At 68.6% G+C, this 19,194-nt stretch carries 15 protein-coding genes; 14 read left to right on the plus strand and 1 reads right to left on the minus strand.

Annotated elements, in window-relative coordinates; translation table 11 throughout:
* The first annotated feature begins 23 nt into the window (after positions 1 to 23).
* The 11 genes from ABE438_RS19255 to ABE438_RS19305 all read left to right on the plus strand — a co-directional run bounded on the left by ABE438_RS19255 (position 24) and on the right by ABE438_RS19305 (position 12,324).
* Positions 24 to 1,553 carry an NAD-dependent succinate-semialdehyde dehydrogenase gene (locus ABE438_RS19255; RefSeq protein ID WP_346504292.1) on the plus strand — a complete coding sequence of 510 codons (1,530 nt, stop codon included), beginning with the start codon at positions 24 to 26 and terminating at the stop codon, positions 1,551 to 1,553.
* Positions 1,554 to 1,645: 92 nt separating this feature from the next.
* On the plus strand, positions 1,646 to 2,713 hold the full coding sequence (locus ABE438_RS19260; RefSeq protein WP_465248642.1) for an Ldh family oxidoreductase: 1,068 nt from the start codon (positions 1,646 to 1,648) through the stop codon (positions 2,711 to 2,713).
* 80 nt (positions 2,714 to 2,793) lie between these two features.
* Entirely contained in the window at positions 2,794 to 3,582 is a 789-nt protein-coding gene (locus tag ABE438_RS19265; RefSeq protein ID WP_346504294.1) for a GntR family transcriptional regulator, read from the plus strand.
* A 139-nt stretch (positions 3,583 to 3,721) separates the two neighbouring features.
* Complete coding sequence (locus tag ABE438_RS19270) at positions 3,722 to 4,906, plus strand: CaiB/BaiF CoA transferase family protein (RefSeq protein WP_346504295.1); 1,185 nt, start codon at positions 3,722 to 3,724, stop codon at positions 4,904 to 4,906.
* The gene (locus ABE438_RS19275; protein ID WP_346504296.1) at positions 4,903 to 5,685 is read left to right on the plus strand and encodes an enoyl-CoA hydratase; all 783 of its coding nucleotides are present in this window, start codon (positions 4,903 to 4,905) and stop codon (positions 5,683 to 5,685) included. The genes ABE438_RS19270 and ABE438_RS19275 overlap by 4 nt, the downstream gene beginning before the upstream one ends.
* A gap of 225 nt (positions 5,686 to 5,910) precedes the next feature.
* On the plus strand, positions 5,911 to 6,825 hold the full coding sequence (locus ABE438_RS19280; RefSeq protein ID WP_346504297.1) for an NAD(P)-dependent oxidoreductase: 915 nt from the start codon (positions 5,911 to 5,913) through the stop codon (positions 6,823 to 6,825).
* Entirely contained in the window at positions 6,822 to 7,760 is a 939-nt protein-coding gene (locus tag ABE438_RS19285; protein ID WP_346504298.1) for an amidohydrolase family protein, read from the plus strand. The genes ABE438_RS19280 and ABE438_RS19285 overlap by 4 nt, the downstream gene beginning before the upstream one ends.
* 49 nt (positions 7,761 to 7,809) lie before the next feature.
* Complete coding sequence (locus ABE438_RS19290) at positions 7,810 to 8,808, plus strand: TRAP transporter substrate-binding protein (protein WP_346504299.1); 999 nt, start codon at positions 7,810 to 7,812, stop codon at positions 8,806 to 8,808.
* Between the two features lie 74 nt (positions 8,809 to 8,882).
* Positions 8,883 to 9,491, plus strand: a complete 609-nt coding sequence (locus tag ABE438_RS19295; protein WP_346504300.1) for a TRAP transporter small permease — start codon at positions 8,883 to 8,885, stop codon at positions 9,489 to 9,491.
* Between the two features lie 12 nt (positions 9,492 to 9,503).
* Positions 9,504 to 10,778, plus strand: a complete 1,275-nt coding sequence (locus tag ABE438_RS19300; protein ID WP_346504301.1) for a TRAP transporter large permease — start codon at positions 9,504 to 9,506, stop codon at positions 10,776 to 10,778.
* A 241-nt stretch (positions 10,779 to 11,019) separates the two neighbouring features.
* A complete protein-coding gene (locus ABE438_RS19305; protein WP_346504302.1) occupies positions 11,020 to 12,324 on the plus strand; it encodes a COG3904 family protein in 1,305 nt (434 codons plus the stop codon).
* 4 nt (positions 12,325 to 12,328) lie between these two features.
* Here ABE438_RS19305 and ABE438_RS19310 read toward each other — a convergent pair whose 3' ends face one another.
* Positions 12,329 to 12,523, minus strand: coding sequence for a hypothetical protein (locus ABE438_RS19310; RefSeq protein WP_346504303.1), 195 nt, complete (start codon positions 12,521 to 12,523; stop codon positions 12,329 to 12,331).
* 952 nt (positions 12,524 to 13,475) lie between these two features.
* Between ABE438_RS19310 and uvrB the strand changes: the two genes are divergently transcribed.
* From uvrB to ABE438_RS19325, 3 genes are all read left to right on the plus strand, one after another.
* Positions 13,476 to 16,289 carry an excinuclease ABC subunit UvrB gene (gene uvrB, locus ABE438_RS19315; protein WP_346504304.1) on the plus strand — a complete coding sequence of 938 codons (2,814 nt, stop codon included), beginning with the start codon at positions 13,476 to 13,478 and terminating at the stop codon, positions 16,287 to 16,289.
* Between the two features lie 104 nt (positions 16,290 to 16,393).
* On the plus strand, positions 16,394 to 17,884 hold the full coding sequence (locus tag ABE438_RS19320; RefSeq protein WP_346504305.1) for an ATP-dependent nuclease: 1,491 nt from the start codon (positions 16,394 to 16,396) through the stop codon (positions 17,882 to 17,884).
* 627 nt (positions 17,885 to 18,511) lie between these two features.
* Positions 18,512 to 18,961: an endonuclease domain-containing protein gene (locus tag ABE438_RS19325; protein ID WP_346504306.1), complete on the plus strand. Its 450-nt coding sequence runs from the start codon at positions 18,512 to 18,514 to the stop codon at positions 18,959 to 18,961.
* Positions 18,962 to 19,194 lie beyond the last annotated feature (233 nt).

The raw sequence follows: 19,194 nt of genomic DNA on the forward strand, positions 1-19,194 counted from the left end.
CCGCAAGCCAAGGGACGACCAAGATGAGCAACGACACCGCCCGAGCAGGCGCGAAGGACATCGGCCAGAGCGACGCCGGACAGAGCTACACGGTTCCCGGCTTCGCCGGCGCCGTCGGCTTCGACATTCCCACCGATCTGCTGATCGGCGGCGACTGGGTCGCCGGCTGGGGCGGGGGCCGCATCGCGGTCCTCGATCCCTCGACCGGCGCGGAGCTGACCTCGGTGGCGGACGGTACCGTCGCCGACGGGCTGGCGGCGATCGATGCGGCCGAGGCTGCGGCGCGCGACTGGGCGGCGACGCCGCCGCGCCAGCGCGCCGTGATCCTGCAGCGCTGCTACCAGTCCATGGTCGACCAGGCCGACTGGCTCGCCCGGCTGATCGCGCTGGAGAACGGCAAGGCGCTGAGCGACGCCCGCTCCGAGGTGCTCTACGCCGCCGAGTTCTTCCGCTGGTATGCCGAGGAGGCGGTGCGCATCAATGGCGAGCTCGCCATCGCGCCCGCCGGCGGCAACCGCATCCTGGTGCAGTACCAGCCGATCGGCATCGCGTTGCTGATCACGCCCTGGAACTTTCCGGCCGCGATGGCGACGCGCAAGATCGCGCCGGCGCTCGCCGCCGGCTGCACCTGCATCCTGAAGCCGGCCGAGGAGACGCCGCTGACCGCCCTCGCCATCGGCGAGATCCTGCTGCGCGCCGGCGTGCCGGGCGGCGTGGTCAACATCGTCAACACCTCCGACCCGGCCGGCGTCTGCAAGGCGATCCTGCACGACCCGCGCGTGCGCAAGCTCTCCTTCACCGGCTCCACCGAGGTCGGCCGCATCCTGCTGCGCGAGGCGGCGGACAGCGTGATCAGCTCCTCGATGGAGCTCGGCGGCAACGCGCCCTTCCTGGTGCTCGACGACGCCGATGTCGACGCCGCGATCGAGGGGGCCATGGTCGCCAAGATGCGCAATGCCGGCGAGGCCTGCACCGCCGCCAACCGCTTCTACGTCCAGGCCGGCATCCATGACCGCTTCGTGACCAGGCTGGTCGAGCGCATGGGCTCGCTGAAGCTCGGGCCCGGCAGCGAGGCGGCGACGCAATGCGGCGCGATGATCAACCCGGCCGCGATCGAGAAGATCGCAGCCCTGGTCGACGACGCGCTCGCCAAGGGCGCGACGCTGCGCCTCGGCGGCAAGGCGGCCGACGGCCCCGGCTATTTCTACCCGCCGACGGTGATCGACGGGCTGAGCCGCGACGCCCGCATCCTGCGCGAGGAGGTCTTCGGCCCCGTCGCCGCCGTGATGCGCTTCGACGATGTCGAGGAGGCGGTCGCCATGGCCAACGACACCGAGTACGGCCTCTCGGCCTATGTCTACACCGGCGACATGAAGCGCGGGCTCCAGCTCGCCGAGCGGCTGGAATACGGCATGGTCGCGCTCAATCGCGGGCTGGTCTCCGACCCGGCCGCGCCCTTCGGCGGGGTCAAGCAGAGCGGGCTCGGCCGCGAGGGCTCGCATCACGGGCTGATCGAATTCACCGAGGCCAAGTACATCGCCGTCGACTGGTGATGCCCGCGCCCGGGCGCCGCGACCCGGCGCCCGGGCGACTGCCATCCGCCGGCGCTGGCGCCGGCCTTGCGGAGAGAGCGATGTCGTCCCCGATCGAGATTGCGCCGGCCGAGATCGAGCGCGTCGCGCTGGCGGCGCTGCGCCGCGCCGGCGTGCCCGAGGCTCCGGCCCGCCAGCAGGTCGCGCTGCTGCTCGAGGCCGAGTTGCGCGGCTATCCCTCGCACGGGCTGCTCCGGCTGCCGCGCATCGTCGAGCGCATCGCCAACGGCGTGGTCGATCCGGAGAGCCGGGGCGAGGCGCACTGGCGCGGCGGTGCGCTGCTGGCGGTCGACGGCCGCCGCGGCCTCGGGCCGGTGGTGGCGCTGGCGGCGCTCGACACCATCTGCGAACGGGCGCGCGAGACCGGCCTGGCGCTCGCCGCGATCCGCGATTGCGACCATCTCGGCATGCTGGCCTGGTATGCCGAGGAGGTGGCGCGGCGCGGCCAGGTGCTGATCGCGCTGACCATCAGCGAGGCGCTGGTCCATCCCTTTGGCGGGCGCCGCGCCATGCTCGGCACCAACCCGGTCGCCATCGGCGTGCCGGCCGAGCCCGCGCCCTTCGTCTTCGACATGGCGACCAGCATCGTCGCCATGGGCAAGATCCACGACCATGCCGTGCGCGGCGAGCCGATTCCCGCGGGCTGGGCGCTCGACGCCGCCGGCAATCCGACCACCGACGCGGCGGCGGCGAAGCAGGGCGCGCTCGCGCCCTTCGGTGGCGCCAAGGGCTATGGGCTGGCGCTCGCCTTCGAGGTGCTGGTCGCCAGCCTGACCGCCTGCGCGCTTGGGCCGGAGGTGCGCGGCACGCTCGATTCCGAGCACCCCTGCAACAAGGGCGACGTCTTCATCGTGGTCGAGCCGGCGGCCGGCATGGCGCAGGCGATCACCGGCTTCCTCGACGCGGTGCGCGCTTCGCCGCCGGCCGAGTCCGGCCGGCCGGTCAGGGTGCCGGGCGACCGGGCGGCGGCGGCCCGTGCCGCGGCGCTCGGCCGGGCGATCGCGGTGGCGCCGGCGGTGTGGCGGCGGCTGCTGGTGCTCGCCGGGGAAGTCCGAGATGTGGCCGGAGATGCGGCCCAAGACCTGGCCCGAGACGAAGCGGGGGCGGGGCGCGCGGCCTGACGCGCTATCGGCGCCCGGCGGCTTGTCCTATATCCTATAGCGTCACGCTTTCGTCGTCCGCAGTTCCGGGTCGCAGTTCCATGGTCGCCAACACCCCCGAGCCCCTGTCCTTCGCGCGCCTCGTGGCGCTGGAGACGGCGCGGCCGGCCTATCCCAAATCGCTGGTCGAGCTCGCCTATGAGCGGCTACTCTCCATGCTGGTCACCATGAAGATCGCGCCCGGCGCCCATATCAGCATCGAGGCGCTGGCCCGCGAGCTGGAGATCTCGCAGACGCCGATCCGCGAGGCGCTGACCCTGCTCGAGGCGCAGAAGCTCGCCCACAAGATCCCCAATGTCGGCTTCCGCGCCGCCGACCTGCTGACGCGGCAGGAGATCAACGACCTGTTCGAACTGCGCCTGCTGATCGAGCCGCGCGCCGCCGCCTTCGCCGCCGAGCGCAGCTCGCAGCAGAGCTTCGAGGCGCTGACCCGGCTCGCCGGCGAACTGGCCCGCATCACCCAGGCCAGCGAGATCGACTACGCCCAGTTCGCCGAGGGCGATGCCCGCCTGCATCATCTCGTCGCCACCGCCAGCGGCAACCGCTTCATCGCCGAGACGATCGAGGGCCTGCACGTCCATCTCCACATCTTCCGCTTCCTGTTCCGCACCAATGCGACGGAGAAGGCGGTGAACGAGCACGCCACCATCATCGAGGCGCTGCTGGCGCGCGATCCCGCGGCGGCCGATGCGGCGATGCGCGCGCATCTGCAGGCCTCGCATGCGCGCATGGACCAGGTGCTGGCCGAGCTGGAGCGGGCGGGCGAGGCCGGGCCGGCGCCGGCCGAGAAGGGCCGCGGCCGCCAGCGCCGCGAGCGCCGGCGCGACTGAGGCTGGCCCGTTGCCGTTTGGTGCTTGCGCCTATATCATATAGGATATACAGAATAACCCGAGACGGAGAGGCCCGGCATCCACGCCGTGTCGCGACGGGGCGACGCGCTCCGCGCGAAACCCCGTCCGGGAGGATACGATGGCGCTGCCGCTCGCTGGCATCAGGGTTCTCGACATCTCGCAGGTCATGGCGGGGCCGTTCTGCTGCATGCTGCTGGCCGATATGGGCGCCGACGTCATCAAGATCGAGCCGCCCGGCACCGGCGATTCCACTCGCCATTCCATGGGCTTCCGCCTCAAGGGCAGCGACAGCCCCGGCTTCCTGGCGCTCAACCGCAACAAGCGCAGCATCGCGCTCGACCTCAAGGCGCCGGAAGACCGCGAGGTGCTCTATGCGCTGGTCAAGACCGCCGACGTGCTGATCGAGAACGCCCGTCCCGGCGTCTCGGCGCGGCTCGGCATGGACTACGAGACGCTGCGCGCCATCAATCCGCGCCTCGTCTATGCCAGCATTTCCGGCTTCGGCCAGACCGGCCCCTGGTCGCAGCGTCCGGGCTTCGACCTTATCGCCCAGGCGGTCTCGGGCGTGCTGTCGTCGAACGGCTTTCCGGGCATGGAGCCGGCTAAGAACTCGATCGCGGTCGCCGATCTCGGCGCCGGCCTGTTCACCGCTTATGCCGTGCTCAGCGCGGTGATCGGCCGCCAGACCTCCGGCGAGGGGCAATATGTCGACGCCTCGCTGTTCGAGGCGGCGCTGGCGCTGTCGATCTGGGAGACCACCGAGCTCTGGGGCACCGGCAAGTCGCCGGTGCCGATCGGCTCGGCCAACCGGATGTCGGCGCCCTATCAGGCGGTCGAGGCCGCCGATGGCTGGTTCGTCATCGGCGCGGCCAATCAGGGCCTCTGGCTCAAGCTGCTCGCGGTGATGGGCCGGCAGGAGCTGCAGGAGGATCAGCGCTTCTCGACCAATGCCGCCCGCGTCGCCAATCGCGAGGCGCTGATCGCGGTGCTCGCCCCGACCTTCCGCGAGCGCGAGCGCCAGGCCTGGATCGACGCGCTGCTCGAGGCCGGCGTGCCGGCCGCCCTGATCCTCGACTATGGCGAGGCGGTGGTGAGCGAGCAGGCTGAGGCGCGCGAGATGGTGCAGATGGTGCCGCATCCGGTCGAGGGCGAGTTCAAGGCGCTCGGCTTCCCGGTCAAGCTCAGCGCCACGCCTCAGCAGATCCGGCGGCCGCCGCCCCTGCTCGACGAGCATGCCGACGAGATCCGGCGCGAGCTGGTCGAGAAGGGGCTGCTCGCCCCGCAGCAGGGAGACAAGGCATGACCGCTCCGCGCATCGTCTTCGAGAAGACGGGCGACGTCGCCCATATCCTGTTCGACAACCCGGCCGCCTTCAACGCGCTGACCGCGCGGATGTGGCTCGATCTGCGCGACGCCGCCGCGGCCGTGGCGCAGGACGAGACGATCCGCGTCGTGGTCTTCCGCGGCGTCGGCGGCAAGGCCTTCGTTTCGGGCACCGACATTTCCGGCTTCGCCAAGTTCAGCGACGGGGCGGACGGCGTCGCCTACGAGACCAATATCGACGCCTGCATGCGCGTGGTCGACCGCATCCCGGTGACCACCATCGCCGTGGTCGACGGCTGGGCGGTCGGCGGCGGGCTCAACATCGCCGCGGCCTGCGACTTCCGCATCGCCACCCCCGATGCCCGCTTCGGCTCGCCGATCGGTCGCACCCTCGGCAACTGCCTCTCGGCGCTGAGCGTGGCGCGCATCGGCGGCGCGGTCGGGATCGGCATCGCCAAGCGCATGGTGCTGCTCGGCGAGATCGTCTCGGCGCCGGAGCTGCTGGACAGCGGCTTCCTGCTCCAGGTCGTCGAGCGCGACGGGCTCGACGCCGCCGTCGAGGCGCTCTGCCGGCGCGCCGCCGAGAACGCTCCCCTGACCACGGCCGCGACCAAGGAGATGATCCGGCTGATGGCGCTGGAGGGCCTGCCGGACGTCGATGCGCTGATCGCGCGCGTCTATGGCAGCGCCGATTTCCGCGCCGGCGTCAGCGCCTTTCTGGCGCGCACCAAGGCGCTGCCGGCCTGGACGGGCCGCTAGGCCCGGATCGATCCGAATCGCGGGACGCCTGCCGCGGCCCGGAGCCGCGACGGGGCGATTGACACCCCTGCGGTTTGGTATGCAAGATTTCTGCGATCGCAGACGATCGCAAAATAAAACGACAAGCGCCAGGAAATGGCGTTCTCACAGCGTGTTTCTGGCATGCAAGGCGTGCCGGGCAGCGGGTGGCGCGAGGGGCGCCGCCGGTGACGGGAGGAGCGACGCATGAATGGGACATCCGGCAAGCCGCGGATCGGCTTCATCGGGATCGGCATCATGGGCGAGGCGATGGTGCGCCGCCTGCTCGATCTCGGCTATCCGGTCACCGTCTGGAATCTCGAGAGCGAGCGGCTCGACACGGTGGTGCCGCACGGCGCGGTCGCCGCTGCCTCGCCGGCGGCCGTCGCCGCCGCCAGCGACGTGGTGATGCTCTGCGTGCTGCATATGGAGGCGGTCGAGCGCTGCGTCTTCGGCGAGGACGGCGTCGCCATGGCGACCCCTGCGCCCCGGCTCGTCATCGACTTCTCGACCGCCGATCCCGAGGGCACGCGCCGCGCGGCCCGGCGCCTGAAGGAGCTCACCGGCGCCGGCTGGGTCGATGCGCCGGTCTCCGGCGGGCCGCAGCTCGCCCGCACCGGCCAGATGACGGTGATGGCCGGCGGCGCGCCGGAGGATTTCGCCGCCGCCGAGCCCATCGTCGCGCAGATGGCCGGCAACCTCACCCTGATGGGCCCGGTCGGCGCCGGCCAGACCACCAAGATCCTCAACCAGGCCATCGTCGGCACCGGCTATGTGCTGATGACCGAGGCGCTGATGCTGGCCGAGGCGGCCGGCATCGACGCGGCGCGCCTGCCGCAATGCCTCGCCGGCGGCCATGCCGATTCCAGCCTGCTGCAGCGGCTGTATCCGCAGATGCAGCAGCGCGCCTTCGACCCGCCCTCGAGCTATGCCCGCCAGCTGCTCAAGGACCTCAAGGCGGTGCAGGCCTTCGCCGAGGGGCTCGGCCTCGAGCTGAAGCTGATCGAGAAGGGCGTCTCGCGCTACAAGGACTATGTCGCGCTCGGCAACGAGATGACCGATTCCGCCGCGGTGCTGAAGCTCTACGAGCACGAGGCGGCCGCGCGGGCCGGGCGCCGATGAGCGCGCTGCCGCCGAGCGCGCTGCCGCCGCGCCCGCGCGCCGTCGTCGACGCCCATCACCATGTCTGGGACCTCGCCAACGACCTGCCCTGGCTGAAGGGCGAGCGCATCCCGTTCCGCTATGGCGATTACGGGCCGATCTGCCGCGACTACATGCCGGCCGACTATCGCGCCGACCAGGCCGGCTGGCCGGTGGTCGCCTCGGTCTATGTCGAGGCGGAGTGGAACCGGGCGCTGGCGGCGCAGGAGAGCCGCTGGGTCGCGGCGGTGGCCGCCGCCCATGGCCTGCCCTCGGCCGTGGTCGCCTGGTGCGACCTCGCCGCGCCCGACGCCGCAGACCTGCTCGCCAGCCATGCCGAGCTCGGCATCGTGCGCGGCGTGCGCCACAAGCCGGCGGCGGCGGCCTCGCAGGCCGACGCCCGCCGCGGCCAGGCCGGTTCGATGGACGATCCCGCCTGGCGCGCCGGCTATGCCGAACTCGCCCGGCACGGCATGTCCTACGACCTGCAGACGCCCTGGTGGCATCTCGACGCCGCGGCCGAACTCGCCCGCGACGTGCCGCCGACCACGCTGATCGTCAATCACACCGGCCTGCCGGCCGATCGCAGCCCCGAGGGGCTGGCGGGCTGGCGCCGGGCGCTCGAGGCGGTCGCCGCCCAGCCCAATACGGCGCTCAAGATCTCCGGCCTCGGCATTCCGGGCCGGCCCTGGACGGTCGACGCCAACGGGCCGGTGATCCGCGACGCAATCGCGATCTTCGGGGTCGCGCGCTGCATGTTCGCCAGCAATTTCCCGGTCGACCGGCTGATCGGCGATTTCGACACGATCTTCACCGGCTTCCTCGCCGCGACGGCCGAGCGCAGCGATGCCGAGCGGGACGCCCTCTTCCACGACAACGCGACGCGCTTCTACCGGTTGCAGGCGCCCGCGGACTGACAAGACGGCAACCAACGATAAAAACGAAGCAAAAACGAGGAGGAACGCGATGAACAAGAGGCAGATCATCAAGACGCTTGTGGCGGCCTGCGCGGTGACGCTCGGGCTTGCAGCCCCGGCCGCCGCGCAGACGACCATCCGCTACGCCCATGTCGGCTCGGAAGGCGACATCCAGTACTGGTATGCCGAGGAGTTCGCCAAGCGCGTCCAGGCCCGCACCGAGGGCCGCGTCAAGGTCCAGGTCTTCCCGAACTCGCAGCTCGGCGGCGCCTCCGAGACGGTCGACGGCGTGCGCTCGGGCGCCATCCCGCTCGCCCATCACGAATTCGGCTCGCTGACCCGGCTGATGCCCGATATCGGCGCCTTCGCCGCGCCCTTCATCTATCGCGACGGCCGCCACGCCATGGCCGCCACCGACCCCAACAGCTCCGAGATCATGAAGGAGATGTCGGAGAAGATGGTGAAGCAGGCCAATATCCGCATCATCGGCCGGCTCTATCGCGGCGCCCGCCAGATGACCGCGAAGATGGCGGTCTATTCGCCGGCCGACCTCAAGGACAAGCGCTTCCGCGGCGTGCCGCTGCCGCTCTGGACCACGATGATCAAGGGCATGGGCGCGATCCCGACCCCGGTCGAGGTCGCCGAGCTGCCGACCGCGCTGATGACCGGCATGGTGATCGGGCAGGAGAACCCGCTGACCATGATCAACGCCAACAAGCTCTACGAGGTGCAGACCCACGCCATGCTGACCGGGCACATGCAGAACGTGCTGCCGGTCTTCATCAACGAGCGCGTCTGGCAGGCCCTGCCGGACAAGGACCGCGCCATCGTCGCCGCGGTCGCGGCCGAGGTCGGCGAGGAGACGTTGGCGCTCGGGCTCGAGGCCGAGGTCAAGCTGATCGACGAGCTGAAGAAGAAGGGCATGACCTTCGTCACCGAGAAGGACGGGCTCAAGGTCGACGAGTTCCGCAAGGCGGTCTCGGCCCAGGTCAATGCCGACTTCCCGAGCTGGAAGCCGCTGACCGCCCGCATCGTCGCCATGCAGTGAGCGGAGCGGCCGGGGCCCTAGCGCCCCGGCCGGCCCGCCGCCGCGACGTCCTTCCTCTGCCGACGGGGCTTCTCGTGCACACTTCCGATATCGTCGTCGACGCGCCGCAGCCGGTGAGCGCGGTCGACAGCCGGACCTACGCCATCGACCGGGCGGTCGAGCCGCTGCGCTGGGTGTTCCGCTGGGGCAGCCTGGTCATGCTGTTGGCGATGGTCACCCTGCCCTTCGTCCAGGTGGTCTCGCGCGAGATCCTCTCGGCGCCGATCGTCGGCGTCGAGGAGCTGGCGCGCTTCATGCTGATCTGCTCGGTCTTCCTGGCGCTGCCCTATGTGGTCGCGGCCGGGGCGAGCATCCGCATGGAGGAGATCCTGGCGATGCTGCCGAAGCCGGTGATCCGGCTCCTGCGCATCGCGGCGGCGGTGCTGTGCACCGCGACCTTCGCCGCCATGGCCGCCGCCAGCCTGATCGCCATCGGCACCAATCTCGACAACGCCACCCCGACGCTCGGCATCCCCTACTGGATCTTCCTCGGCGCCGCCTTCGTCAGCTTCGCGATGACCACGCTCGAAAGCGGCATCCAGCTGGTCAAGGCCCTGCAGGACAAGCCGCTCTACGTCACCTTTCCGCAGGAGCAGGAGCCCGAGGAAGAGATCGACCTGCCCGAAGAGATGCGTCCGCACTGAGGGCCCTGCACCATGGCGATCATCATCATCCTCGCCTTCATGGCGCTGTTCATCCTGGGCCTGCCGGTCGTCGTGGCGATCGCGGTCCCGGCCCTGCTCTATGTCGCCTTCGCCGGCTTCCCGCTGGAGCTGATGGCCCAGCGCATGACCTATGCGCTCGATTCCTTCCCGCTCGTGGCGGTGCCGGTCTTCATCTTCGTCGGCAGCCTGATGAACCAGGCCGGCATCACCAGCCACATCTACAAATTCGCCCACAAGCTCGGCGGGCGCGTGCCGGGCGGGCTGGCGCAGGTCAACGTCATCGGCTCGCTGGTGTTCTCGGGCACTTCGGGGGCGGCGCTGGCCGATATCGGCGGGCTCGGCCGCATCGAGATCCGCGCCATGACGCGGGCCGGCTTCAGCCGCGCCTACTCGGCGGCGATCACCGGCGCCTCGGCGGTGGTCGGGCCGATCTTCCCGCCCTCGATCCCGCTGATCATCTACGGCTCGGTCACCAGCGTCTCGATCGTGCAGCTGCTGGTCGCGGGCATCGTGCCGGCGCTGCTCTACACCGCGCTTCTGATGATCACGGTGGCCTGGCTGGCGCATCGCCACAAGCATCCGCGCTCCAAGCGCTGGCCGACGCTGAAGGAGCTCTGGACCACCTTCGTCCCGGCCTTCCCGGCGCTGATCACCCCGCTCCTGCTGGTGGGCGGCATGCTGGAGGGGCTGTTCACCCCCACCGAGGCGGCCTCGATCACCGTCGCCTACATCCTGTTCATCACCCTCGTCTTCTATGGCGGCATCAGCTGGGAGCGCCTGCGCTTCGCCCTGTTCGACACGGTGAAGACCACCTCGGCGGTGCTGATCATCGTCTCGGCGGCGGCGCTGTTCGGCTGGGTGATGGCGGTGGAGCAGTTGCCGCAGAGCTTCACCCGCAGCCTGCTGGCGATCTCGACCGACCCGCTGATGCTGCTGCTGATCGTCAACGTGCTGCTGCTGATCGTCGGCATGTTCCTCGACTCGACCACGGCGACGCTGCTGGTGGCCCCGCTGGTCTCGGCGCCGCTGGTGATGGCGGGGGTCGATCCGGTGCATCTCGGCATCATCTTCGTCTTCAACCTGATGATCGGCCTGCTGACGCCGCCGCTCGGGCTCGCGCTCTTCCTGCTCTCCGATATCGCCAAGGTCTCGATGTGGGCGGTGTTGCGGGCGACGCTGCCCTTCTACATCCCGCTGTTCTTCTCGCTGTTCATCATCACGATCTGGCCCGAGCTGACGCTCTGGCTGCCCAGGATGATGCGCTGAGCCGCGAAGCCGGTCCCCATCGCCGAGGCCCCCATCGCGGGGGTCCCGGTCCGCGCAGCCCGGTCGCCCCCGCGCGGCCGGGCTGTCGCGTTCGGGCGAACCCGGCTCAGACCGCCGCAAGCCCGGCAGAGAATACCGCCGCTCGGCAGCGCCCGGCCCCCTTGTGGGCTGCCGCCGTGACGCGGTTGTCAAATCGGCGCGCCTGGGTTTCCTTGGCGCCATGACGGAGATGTTTCGCCCCGTGACGCGCCTGGCGACCCTCGCTGCGCTGGCTATGTTCGCGCCGGCCTTGCTCGCCCCCGCTCTGGCCGTGGCGCAGGACCAGCGCGCGCAGAAGCCCCCTCCGCCCGAGCCGATGCGGATCGCGGTGGTGCGCGAGGCAGGGCCGGGCTGCGAGCCCGGCTGCCGCGAATGGATCGCCGCGCAGGGCGGGGTGGTGAAGGGCTCGCTCGAGGAATTGCGCCGCACCATCGCCGGGCTGCAGGGCCGCAAGCTGCCGGTCATGCTCTATTCGGTCGGCGGCGACGTCGCGACCGCCATCGCCATGGGCGAGCTGATCCGCCGCAGCGGGCTCGACGTCGCGGTGGCGCGCACCGTCTTCGCCGAGGGCGAGCCCGGCCGCGCCACGCTCGACGAGCGCAGCCCGCTCTGCTCCTCCGCCTGCACCTTCGTGCTCGCCGGCGGCGTGCGCCGGATCATTCCGTCCCAGTCGCGCATCGGCGTGCACCAGCAGACCATCGTCGAGACCGAGACCACCACGGTGCGCGACTACCAGATCGTGCGCCGCCGCGAGGGCGACCGCATCGTCGAGCGCCGCGAGCTGGTCAAGGAGACCAAGGAGCAGCGCACGGTTCGGCAGGAGCTCGCCACCGGCGAGATCGACGAGAAGATCGCCAGGCATTTCGACGCGATGGGGCTCGACCGCTCCTTCCTGACCATGACGGTCCAGACACCGGCGGACACGATGCGCTATCTGACGCCGGCGGAGATGACCGCGACCACCATCGCCACCCGCGTCGCGCCGGCCTCCGCCGCCTTTGCGCGGCCGCACCCGCTGCCGCCGGCGCGCCAGCGCTCCGGCGAGGCGCCGCCGGCCGGGACCGCCCCGGACGCCGCCCCGGTGCGAGCAGCCGCCCTGCCCGGCGAGGTGCCAACTCAGGTGCTCGGCCATGTGCCCTTCGGCGAGTATCGCGGCCGGCCGCTGGCGCTGGAGCTGGCGGCGCAGCGGCTCGACGACCCGCAGGTCGTGGCGCTCGGCCTGCGCCTGCTCTTCGACGGCACGCCGCTCTCGACGCGGCTGCGCACCGTGACGTTCGGCCTGCCGGACCAGCCGCCGTTGGTCGCCGACAATCTCGACGCCGCCGCGCCGGAAGGCTCGATGGTCGCCCGCCTCGGCCGCGATCTGGTCTGCCGCATCGGCGACAGGGCGCAGGTGCTGGTCCGCATCGACCCGCCGGAGGAGGATGCCGGGCGCGAGCGCTGGCTGCGCACCGGCCCGGCCGCCGAGCTGCTGCTGGCGCCGGCGCTGCGCCGCGCCGTCTGCTGAGGGCTCAGCCGCTCGCCAGAAGCCGCCGGGCGAAGCGCGTCCCGGCCTCCACCGCCGAGACCTCGCCGACCCGCGCCAGCGACACCAGGATTTCGCGCACCGCCCGCTCGACCTTCAGCCCCTGCCGGAAGCCGCGGGCGATCGCGGCCGCGTCCAGCGGCTCGCGCGCCGCGCCGAGCGCCGCCAGCACCGAGGCCACCCGCTCGACCGGGTCGAGCGGGAAAGGCCGGCCGCATCTCCGCGCGCTGCGGCAGCCCGACCAGCTCGCCCGCCTCGATCTGCTCGCCGGCCGCCTCGCGCCCCAGCCGCGGGCGCTGGAAATCCGGCCGCAGCCAGCGGGTCTCGCCGCGCGCCTCCTCGCGCAGGCGCGTTGCGTTGAGCGCCACCAGCCCGGCGAGGATCGCTTCCTCGGAGACGGTCTCCGGCCAGCCATAGGCCTCGGCCACGGCGCGATCGAGCGCGGCATGGTGCTCGTCGAGGATCAGCACCAGCCCGCGGTCGCGGATCGCCGCCTCCCGCGCCGTCAGGGCCCGGCCGGCACGCAGCGCCTCGCGGACATTGTAGAGCCCCGTCAGGGTCAGCTCGGGATGCTCCGCCAGCACCTGCCGGCGCAGCGCGTCGAGCGCCTCGGCCGGCGCGCGGATCGCCTGCTTGCGGGCCTCGGTGGCATCGGGAAAGGGGAAGGGATCGAAGCAGCGCGACTTGGAATAGCGCGGGTCGTTGCCGACGCCGAGCCAGCCGCCGCTGCGCAGCGCCCAGACGCCGTGGATGCGCGAGGATGCGGCCGGTGCTGCAGCCACCCTCGGCGTCGCGGAACTTCACCGGGTGCTCGAAACGGTAGCTGTCGGCCTCGCCGTCGCTGGTGGGCGGATCGGGCGGTGCCACGCCGATCAGCCCGCAGAACTCCCTGAGGAACAAGGCGTAGGCCGCCCGCTCCGCTCCTTCCGAGGCGCGCCAGCGGGTGATGAACGCCGCGACCCGCGCCTCGTCTCCGGCCCCGCCCCCCGACATGGCCGCCTCCTTGACGTGCAGATATCAATGAATGCAATCAAAGGTTGAGTAGATCGGTCCTGTCAACTCCTGTCATCTATCGGCTGTGCCGGCCGCCGCGTCCCCTCGCTTCCGCCGGCATTCGCCCCCATATTGCCGCCATGCCGAAGCGCCCCGACCTCCCCGCCGCCGATCCTGCCGCCGCCGATCCCGCCGCCGCCCCGGCCAAGCCGGCGCGTGCCAAAGCGGCCGCCAGCAAACCGGCGAAGATCCGCACGCCGAACTCCAAGGCGAGCAAGCCCGCGCTCAAGCCGCTCGAGGGCTATCTCGCCGACCTGCTCAACCCGGCGATCAACCGCGGCACGGCGGTGCCGGGCGGCGCCTCCGGCTTCAGCGACGCGCCGCAGGCCGGCTATGGCGCGCCCGAGGCGCAGACCGAGGCGGACGCCGCCGCGCCGGCCAAGGCCCGCGCAGGCGCCGGCGAGACGCGCCCGGGCGCCGGCAAGGCCCGCAAGCCCTCGAAGAAGGCCGACGCCGCCTTCGCGGAATCGGACGGCGAGACCTCGGCCTCGCTGACGGCGCAGTCGCTGCAGACGCTGCTCGAGACCGGCAGCCCCTTCATCGAGCCCGGCAAGCCTTGGACGCCGCATCGCCCGGCGCGGCCCGAGAAGTCGGAAGGCGGCATCCGCTTCACCATGAAGAGCGAGTTCGAACCCTCGGGCGACCAGCCGACGGCGATCGCCGAGCTGGTCGAGGGCGTCGGCCGCCATGAGCGCGACCAGGTGCTGCTCGGCGTCACCGGCTCGGGCAAGACCTTCACCATGGCCAAGGTGATCGAGAAGACGCAGCGCCCCGCGCTGATCCTGGCGCCGAACAAGACGCTGGCGGCGCAGCTCTACGGCGAGTTCAGGAGCTTCTTCCCCGACAACGCGGTCGAGTACTTTGTCTCCTATTACGACTATTACCAGCCGGAGGCCTACGTCCCGCGCTCGGACACCTATATCGAGAAGGAATCCTCGATCAACGAGCAGATCGACCGGATGCGCCACGCGGCGACGCGCTCGCTGCTGGAGCGCGACGACGTGATCATCGTCGCCTCGGTCTCCTGCATCTATGGTATCGGCTCGGTCGAGACCTATACGGCGATGACCTTCTCGGTGAAGCTCGGCGAGCGCATCGAGCAGCGCCAGCTGATCGCCGACCTCGTGGCGCTGCAATACAAGCGCACGCTCGGCGATTTCTCGCGCGGCTCCTTCCGGGTGCGCGGCGATGTGATCGAGCTGTTCCCGGCGCACTATGAGGACCGGGCCTGGCGCATCGGCCTGTTCGGCGACGAGGTCGAGTCGATCGCCGAGTTCGACCCGCTGACGGGGCAGAAGACCGGCGAGCTCGAATTCATCAAGGTCTACGGCAATTCGCACTACACCACGCCGCGGCCGACGCTGAACCAGGCGGTGAAGTCGATCAAGGAGGAGCTCAAGGCCCGCCTCGACGAGCTCAACCGCATGGGCCGCTTCCTCGAGGCGCAGCGCCTCGACCAGCGCACCACCTTCGACATCGAGATGATCGAGTCGACCGGCTCCTGCAACGGCATCGAGAACTATTCGCGCTATCTCACCGGCCGCAAGCCGGGCGAACCGCCGCCGACGCTGTTCGAATACCTGCCGGACAATGCCCTGGTCTTCACCGACGAGAGCCACGTCACCGTGCCGCAGATCGGCGGCATGTATCGCGGCGACTTCCGCCGCAAGGCGACGCTGGCCGAATACGGCTTCCGCCTGCCCTCCTGCATGGACAACCGGCCGCTGCGCTTCGAGGAATGGGACGCGATGCGCCCGCAATCGATCCACGTCTCGGCGACGCCGGGCAGCTGGGAGATGAAGCAGACCGGCGGCGTCTTCACCGAGCAGGTCATCCGCCCGACCGGGCTGATCGATCCCCCCGTCGAGATCCGCCCGGCCAGGCACCAGGTCGCGGACCTGCTCGACGAGGTCAAGGAGGTCACCGAGAAGGGCTATCGCACCCTGGTCACCGTGCTGACCAAGCGCATGGCCGAGGACCTCACCGAATATCTGCACGAGAACGGCGTGCGCGTGCGCTACATGCACTCCGACATCGACACGATCGAGCGCATCGAGATCCTGCGCGACCTCAGGCTCGGCACCTTCGACGTGCTGGTCGGCATCAACCTGCTGCGCGAGGGGCTCGACATTCCCGAATGCGGCTTCGTCGCCATTCTCGACGCCGACAAGGAGGGCTTCCTGCGCTCCGAGACCTCGCTGATCCAGACCATCGGCCGCGCGGCGCGAAACGTCGACGGCAAGGTCATCCTCTATGCCGATCACGTCACCGGCTCGATGGAGCGGGCCATGGCGGAGACCAGCCGCCGCCGCGAGAAGCAGCTCGCCTATAACCAGCAGCACGGCATCACGCCGCAGACGATCAAGCGCGCCATCGGCGACATTCTCGGCAGCGTCTACGAGCGCGACCGCGTCACCGTCGACAAGGGCCTGGTCGACGCCCCCGTCGCCGGCCACAACCTCAAGGCGGCGCTCGCCGATCTCGAGAAGCGCATGCGCGAGGCGGCGGCCGACCTCGAATTCGAGACCGCGGCCCGCCTGCGCGACGAGATCAAGCGCCTCCAGGCCACCGAACTCGCCATCGCCGACGACCCGATGGCGCGGCAGAGCGATGTCGAGGGCAGTGCCGGCAAGTACAAGGGCGAGCGCAGCTACGGCGCCAGCGCCAACCTGCCGACCCGCGCCCGCAAGCCCACCGACGCGGATATGGGCCCGCACAACTGGGGCGGCGGCGAGGGCAAGCCGAAGGCCGGCACCCCACCCAAGCGCGGCGACAAGCCCAACCCCCTGCTCACCGGCACCTCACGGGTGCGGAAGCCGACCCTGGACGAAATGGGCCCGGTGCCGGAGCAGCGCCCGAAGGGGGCGGAGGAGAGGAAGCGGCGGGGGAGGTAGGATAGGGACGATGGAAAGACTAACGTTTAACTAGGATATACTTTCTAGATTGGTGTTCATATTGTAACTTTCGCTCCGAATCAGGTTGGGGAGCGAGAGCCAAAATGTCGTTCAAAAGCGAGGTGCGCCATAGCACCATCAACGGGTTGATCGAGCGAGCTAGAGATCGTTCCTACAAGCAATATTTGGCTAGACTAACCCTTAAGAAGGTTCGTGGATTTTCGGATGAGCCGATTTCATTCGACTTCCCTGTGACTGCGATTATTGGCCCAAATGGCGGTGGAAAGACTACGGTTCTCGGTGCCGCGGCAATTATCTATCGAAGCGTGCCGCCCCGTGCCTTCTTTGCAAAGAGCGGTAAGTATGATGGTGGGATGCAGGATTGGTCGATCGAATATGAGATTATCGATCGCGATTCTGCGCCAAAGGGGTCTCTTCAAAGAACGGCAAGTTTCAAGAATCTCAAGTGGAATCGAGATGCTTTAGCTCGTGAAACTCTGCTTTTCGGTGTTTCCAGAACAGTGCCTGCGAGTGAAAGGCGTGAGCTTCTGATCTGTACAGCGAGGAAATTTCAGGTTCCCGATAACAGGGTTGTCGATCTAAGTAAAGATGTTTGTGAATATATATCTCGTATTCTCGGGAAGGACGTGTTTGGATTCAAGCAACTAAAAGTTTATGAGAGTGGGGATGTTACATTATTAACAGGTAAGACAGGAGATGGGGTTGGGTATTCTGAATTTCATTTCGGGGCAGGTGAATCTAGTATTATTCGCATGGTTGCCGCTATCGAAGCGGCAGAAGACCAGGCGCTTGTTCTAATTGAGGAAATCGAAAATGGCCTGCACCCAGTAGCTACTATTCGGCTTGTCGAGTATCTAGTTTGGGCGGCTGAGCGTAAGAAAATACAGGTGATATTTACGACACACTCGAATGAGGCGCTCAAGCCTCTCCCAAGTAAGGCTGTTTGGTCTGCGACAAAAGACAAGTTGTTTCAAGGTAAATTAGATGTCGCCTCTCTGCGGGCGATAACCGGCCAGGTCGAAACGGCATCAGTGATTTTTGTAGAGGACGAATTCGCAAAGATCTGGATGGAAGCGATATTAAGACAATCTTCGAAACCGATAATCGAGCATTTTCAGGTTCATGCGATGTCCGGTGACGGTGCTGCCGTGTCGATGAATAAGTACCATAACGCAAATCCGGCAATTAAATTTCCGTCAGTTTGTGTCATCGATGGGGACTCGCGTCAGACTGATAATGAAGATGAAAAAGTGTACCGGTTGCCGGGCGGCAGCCCAGAAGCGTTTGTGTTTGACAAATGCATCGAGCTCTGGCCCCAGATTGGAGGAAAGCTGTCCGTTGCTCTTCTCCAGCGATTTGAGGACAGCGAGAAGGTTCTCAGTGTGTGCCGAGAAGTGAGAACAACAAATTTAGACGCTCATTTGTTATTTTCTCAGGTTGGCGAGCGGTTAGGCTTGGTGCCCGAAAAGACGGTGTCCTCGGCATTCACAACGCTTTGGTCACAAGCAAATCCAAATGATGTGAGTGTCTTGTTGTCTGACATAATGAAAGGCGCTGCGATCACTAGTGGTTAATTTTTATCACTCGCGATCTCGTTACATTTTCCGCCCAACCGCAGGATGATCGGAGCAGGCTTTAGCATTGTGCGGCGGCGCCCTTAACTGCCGTGAGGTTCCCTCTCACAATCATTCACGCTTCGTTCAATCTCGAACGCTTCCTGCTTAGTAAGTGATAAAGTAGGGCGCGGGGAACCCCTCTCTCCTCCGGGAGAGGGGCAGTGGTGAGGGACCGCCGCTGATCGTCTGACCGCAACGGCGCCGCTGCGGCCTTCTGTGGTGAGCGCACACCCTCATCCGGCGCTCCGCGCCACCTTCTCCCCGCCGGGAGAAGGAAGGCCGAGGTTCCGGTGCTCTCTGGATGGCATAGGCGCGGGGAGCCCCTCTCCCGCATCGAAGTCGGCTGTTGCCGACTTCGACACTTTGAGTGCCGATCTCGGGCAGACCCGAGATCAGAGAGAGGGGCAGGGGTGAGGGACCGCCGCCGGTCGTCCGAACGCAACGGAGCCGCTGCCGCCTTTTGTGGTGAGCGCACACCCTCATCCGGCGCTCCGCGCAACCTTCTCCCCTCCGGGAGAAGGAAGGCCGAGGTTCCGGCGTTTTCTGGATGTCATAGGCGCGGGCGGTTCCGGCGCCTCCCCCGTCATGGTCGCCCTTGTGGCGACCATCCACGTCTTGCGGCGCTGCTGGCGGGTGTTTCGTGCGTTTCCGGCGAGGCCGTTGCGCTTCGGGCTTTCGCCGGAGCATCCTCCCGACATGACCACCGAGCAGCGCCGCTTTGCCCGCAGGCTGCGCCGGCAGGCGACGCCGGGCGAGGCGGTCGTCTGGGAGCTGCTGCGCGATCGCCGGCTCGACGGCCTCAAGTTCCGGCGGCAGGTGCCTCTGCTGCGCTATACCGTCGACTTTCTCTGCATCGAGCGCCGGCTGATCGTCGAGCTGGACGGCGTGCAGCACGCGCATGAGCGGGACTACGACGCGGCGCGGACGCAAGAGATCGAACGCCACGGCTTCACCGTGCTGCGCTTTGCCAACCGGCAGGTGCTGGACGATCGCGATGCGGTGGTCGCGGCGATCCGGGCGGCGCTGCGGCGTTAGGCTGGAGAACCGCGGGGAACCCTTCTCCCGCATCGAAGTCGGCTGTTGCCGACTTCGACACTTTGAGTGCTGATCTCGGGCAGGCCCGAGATCAGGGAGAAGGGCAGGGATGAGGGCCTGCACTATCCGGATGATGCCGCAGCGGCGCCGCCTCGCCCTGATAATCGGCGGCGGTCCCTCACCCCTGCCCCTCTCCCATCCGGGAGAGGGGTTCCACGTCGAGGTTCTGGTGC

The organism is Allobosea sp. TWI1241 (assembly GCF_039673065.1).
GTDB lineage: Bacteria > Pseudomonadota > Alphaproteobacteria > Rhizobiales > Beijerinckiaceae > Allobosea.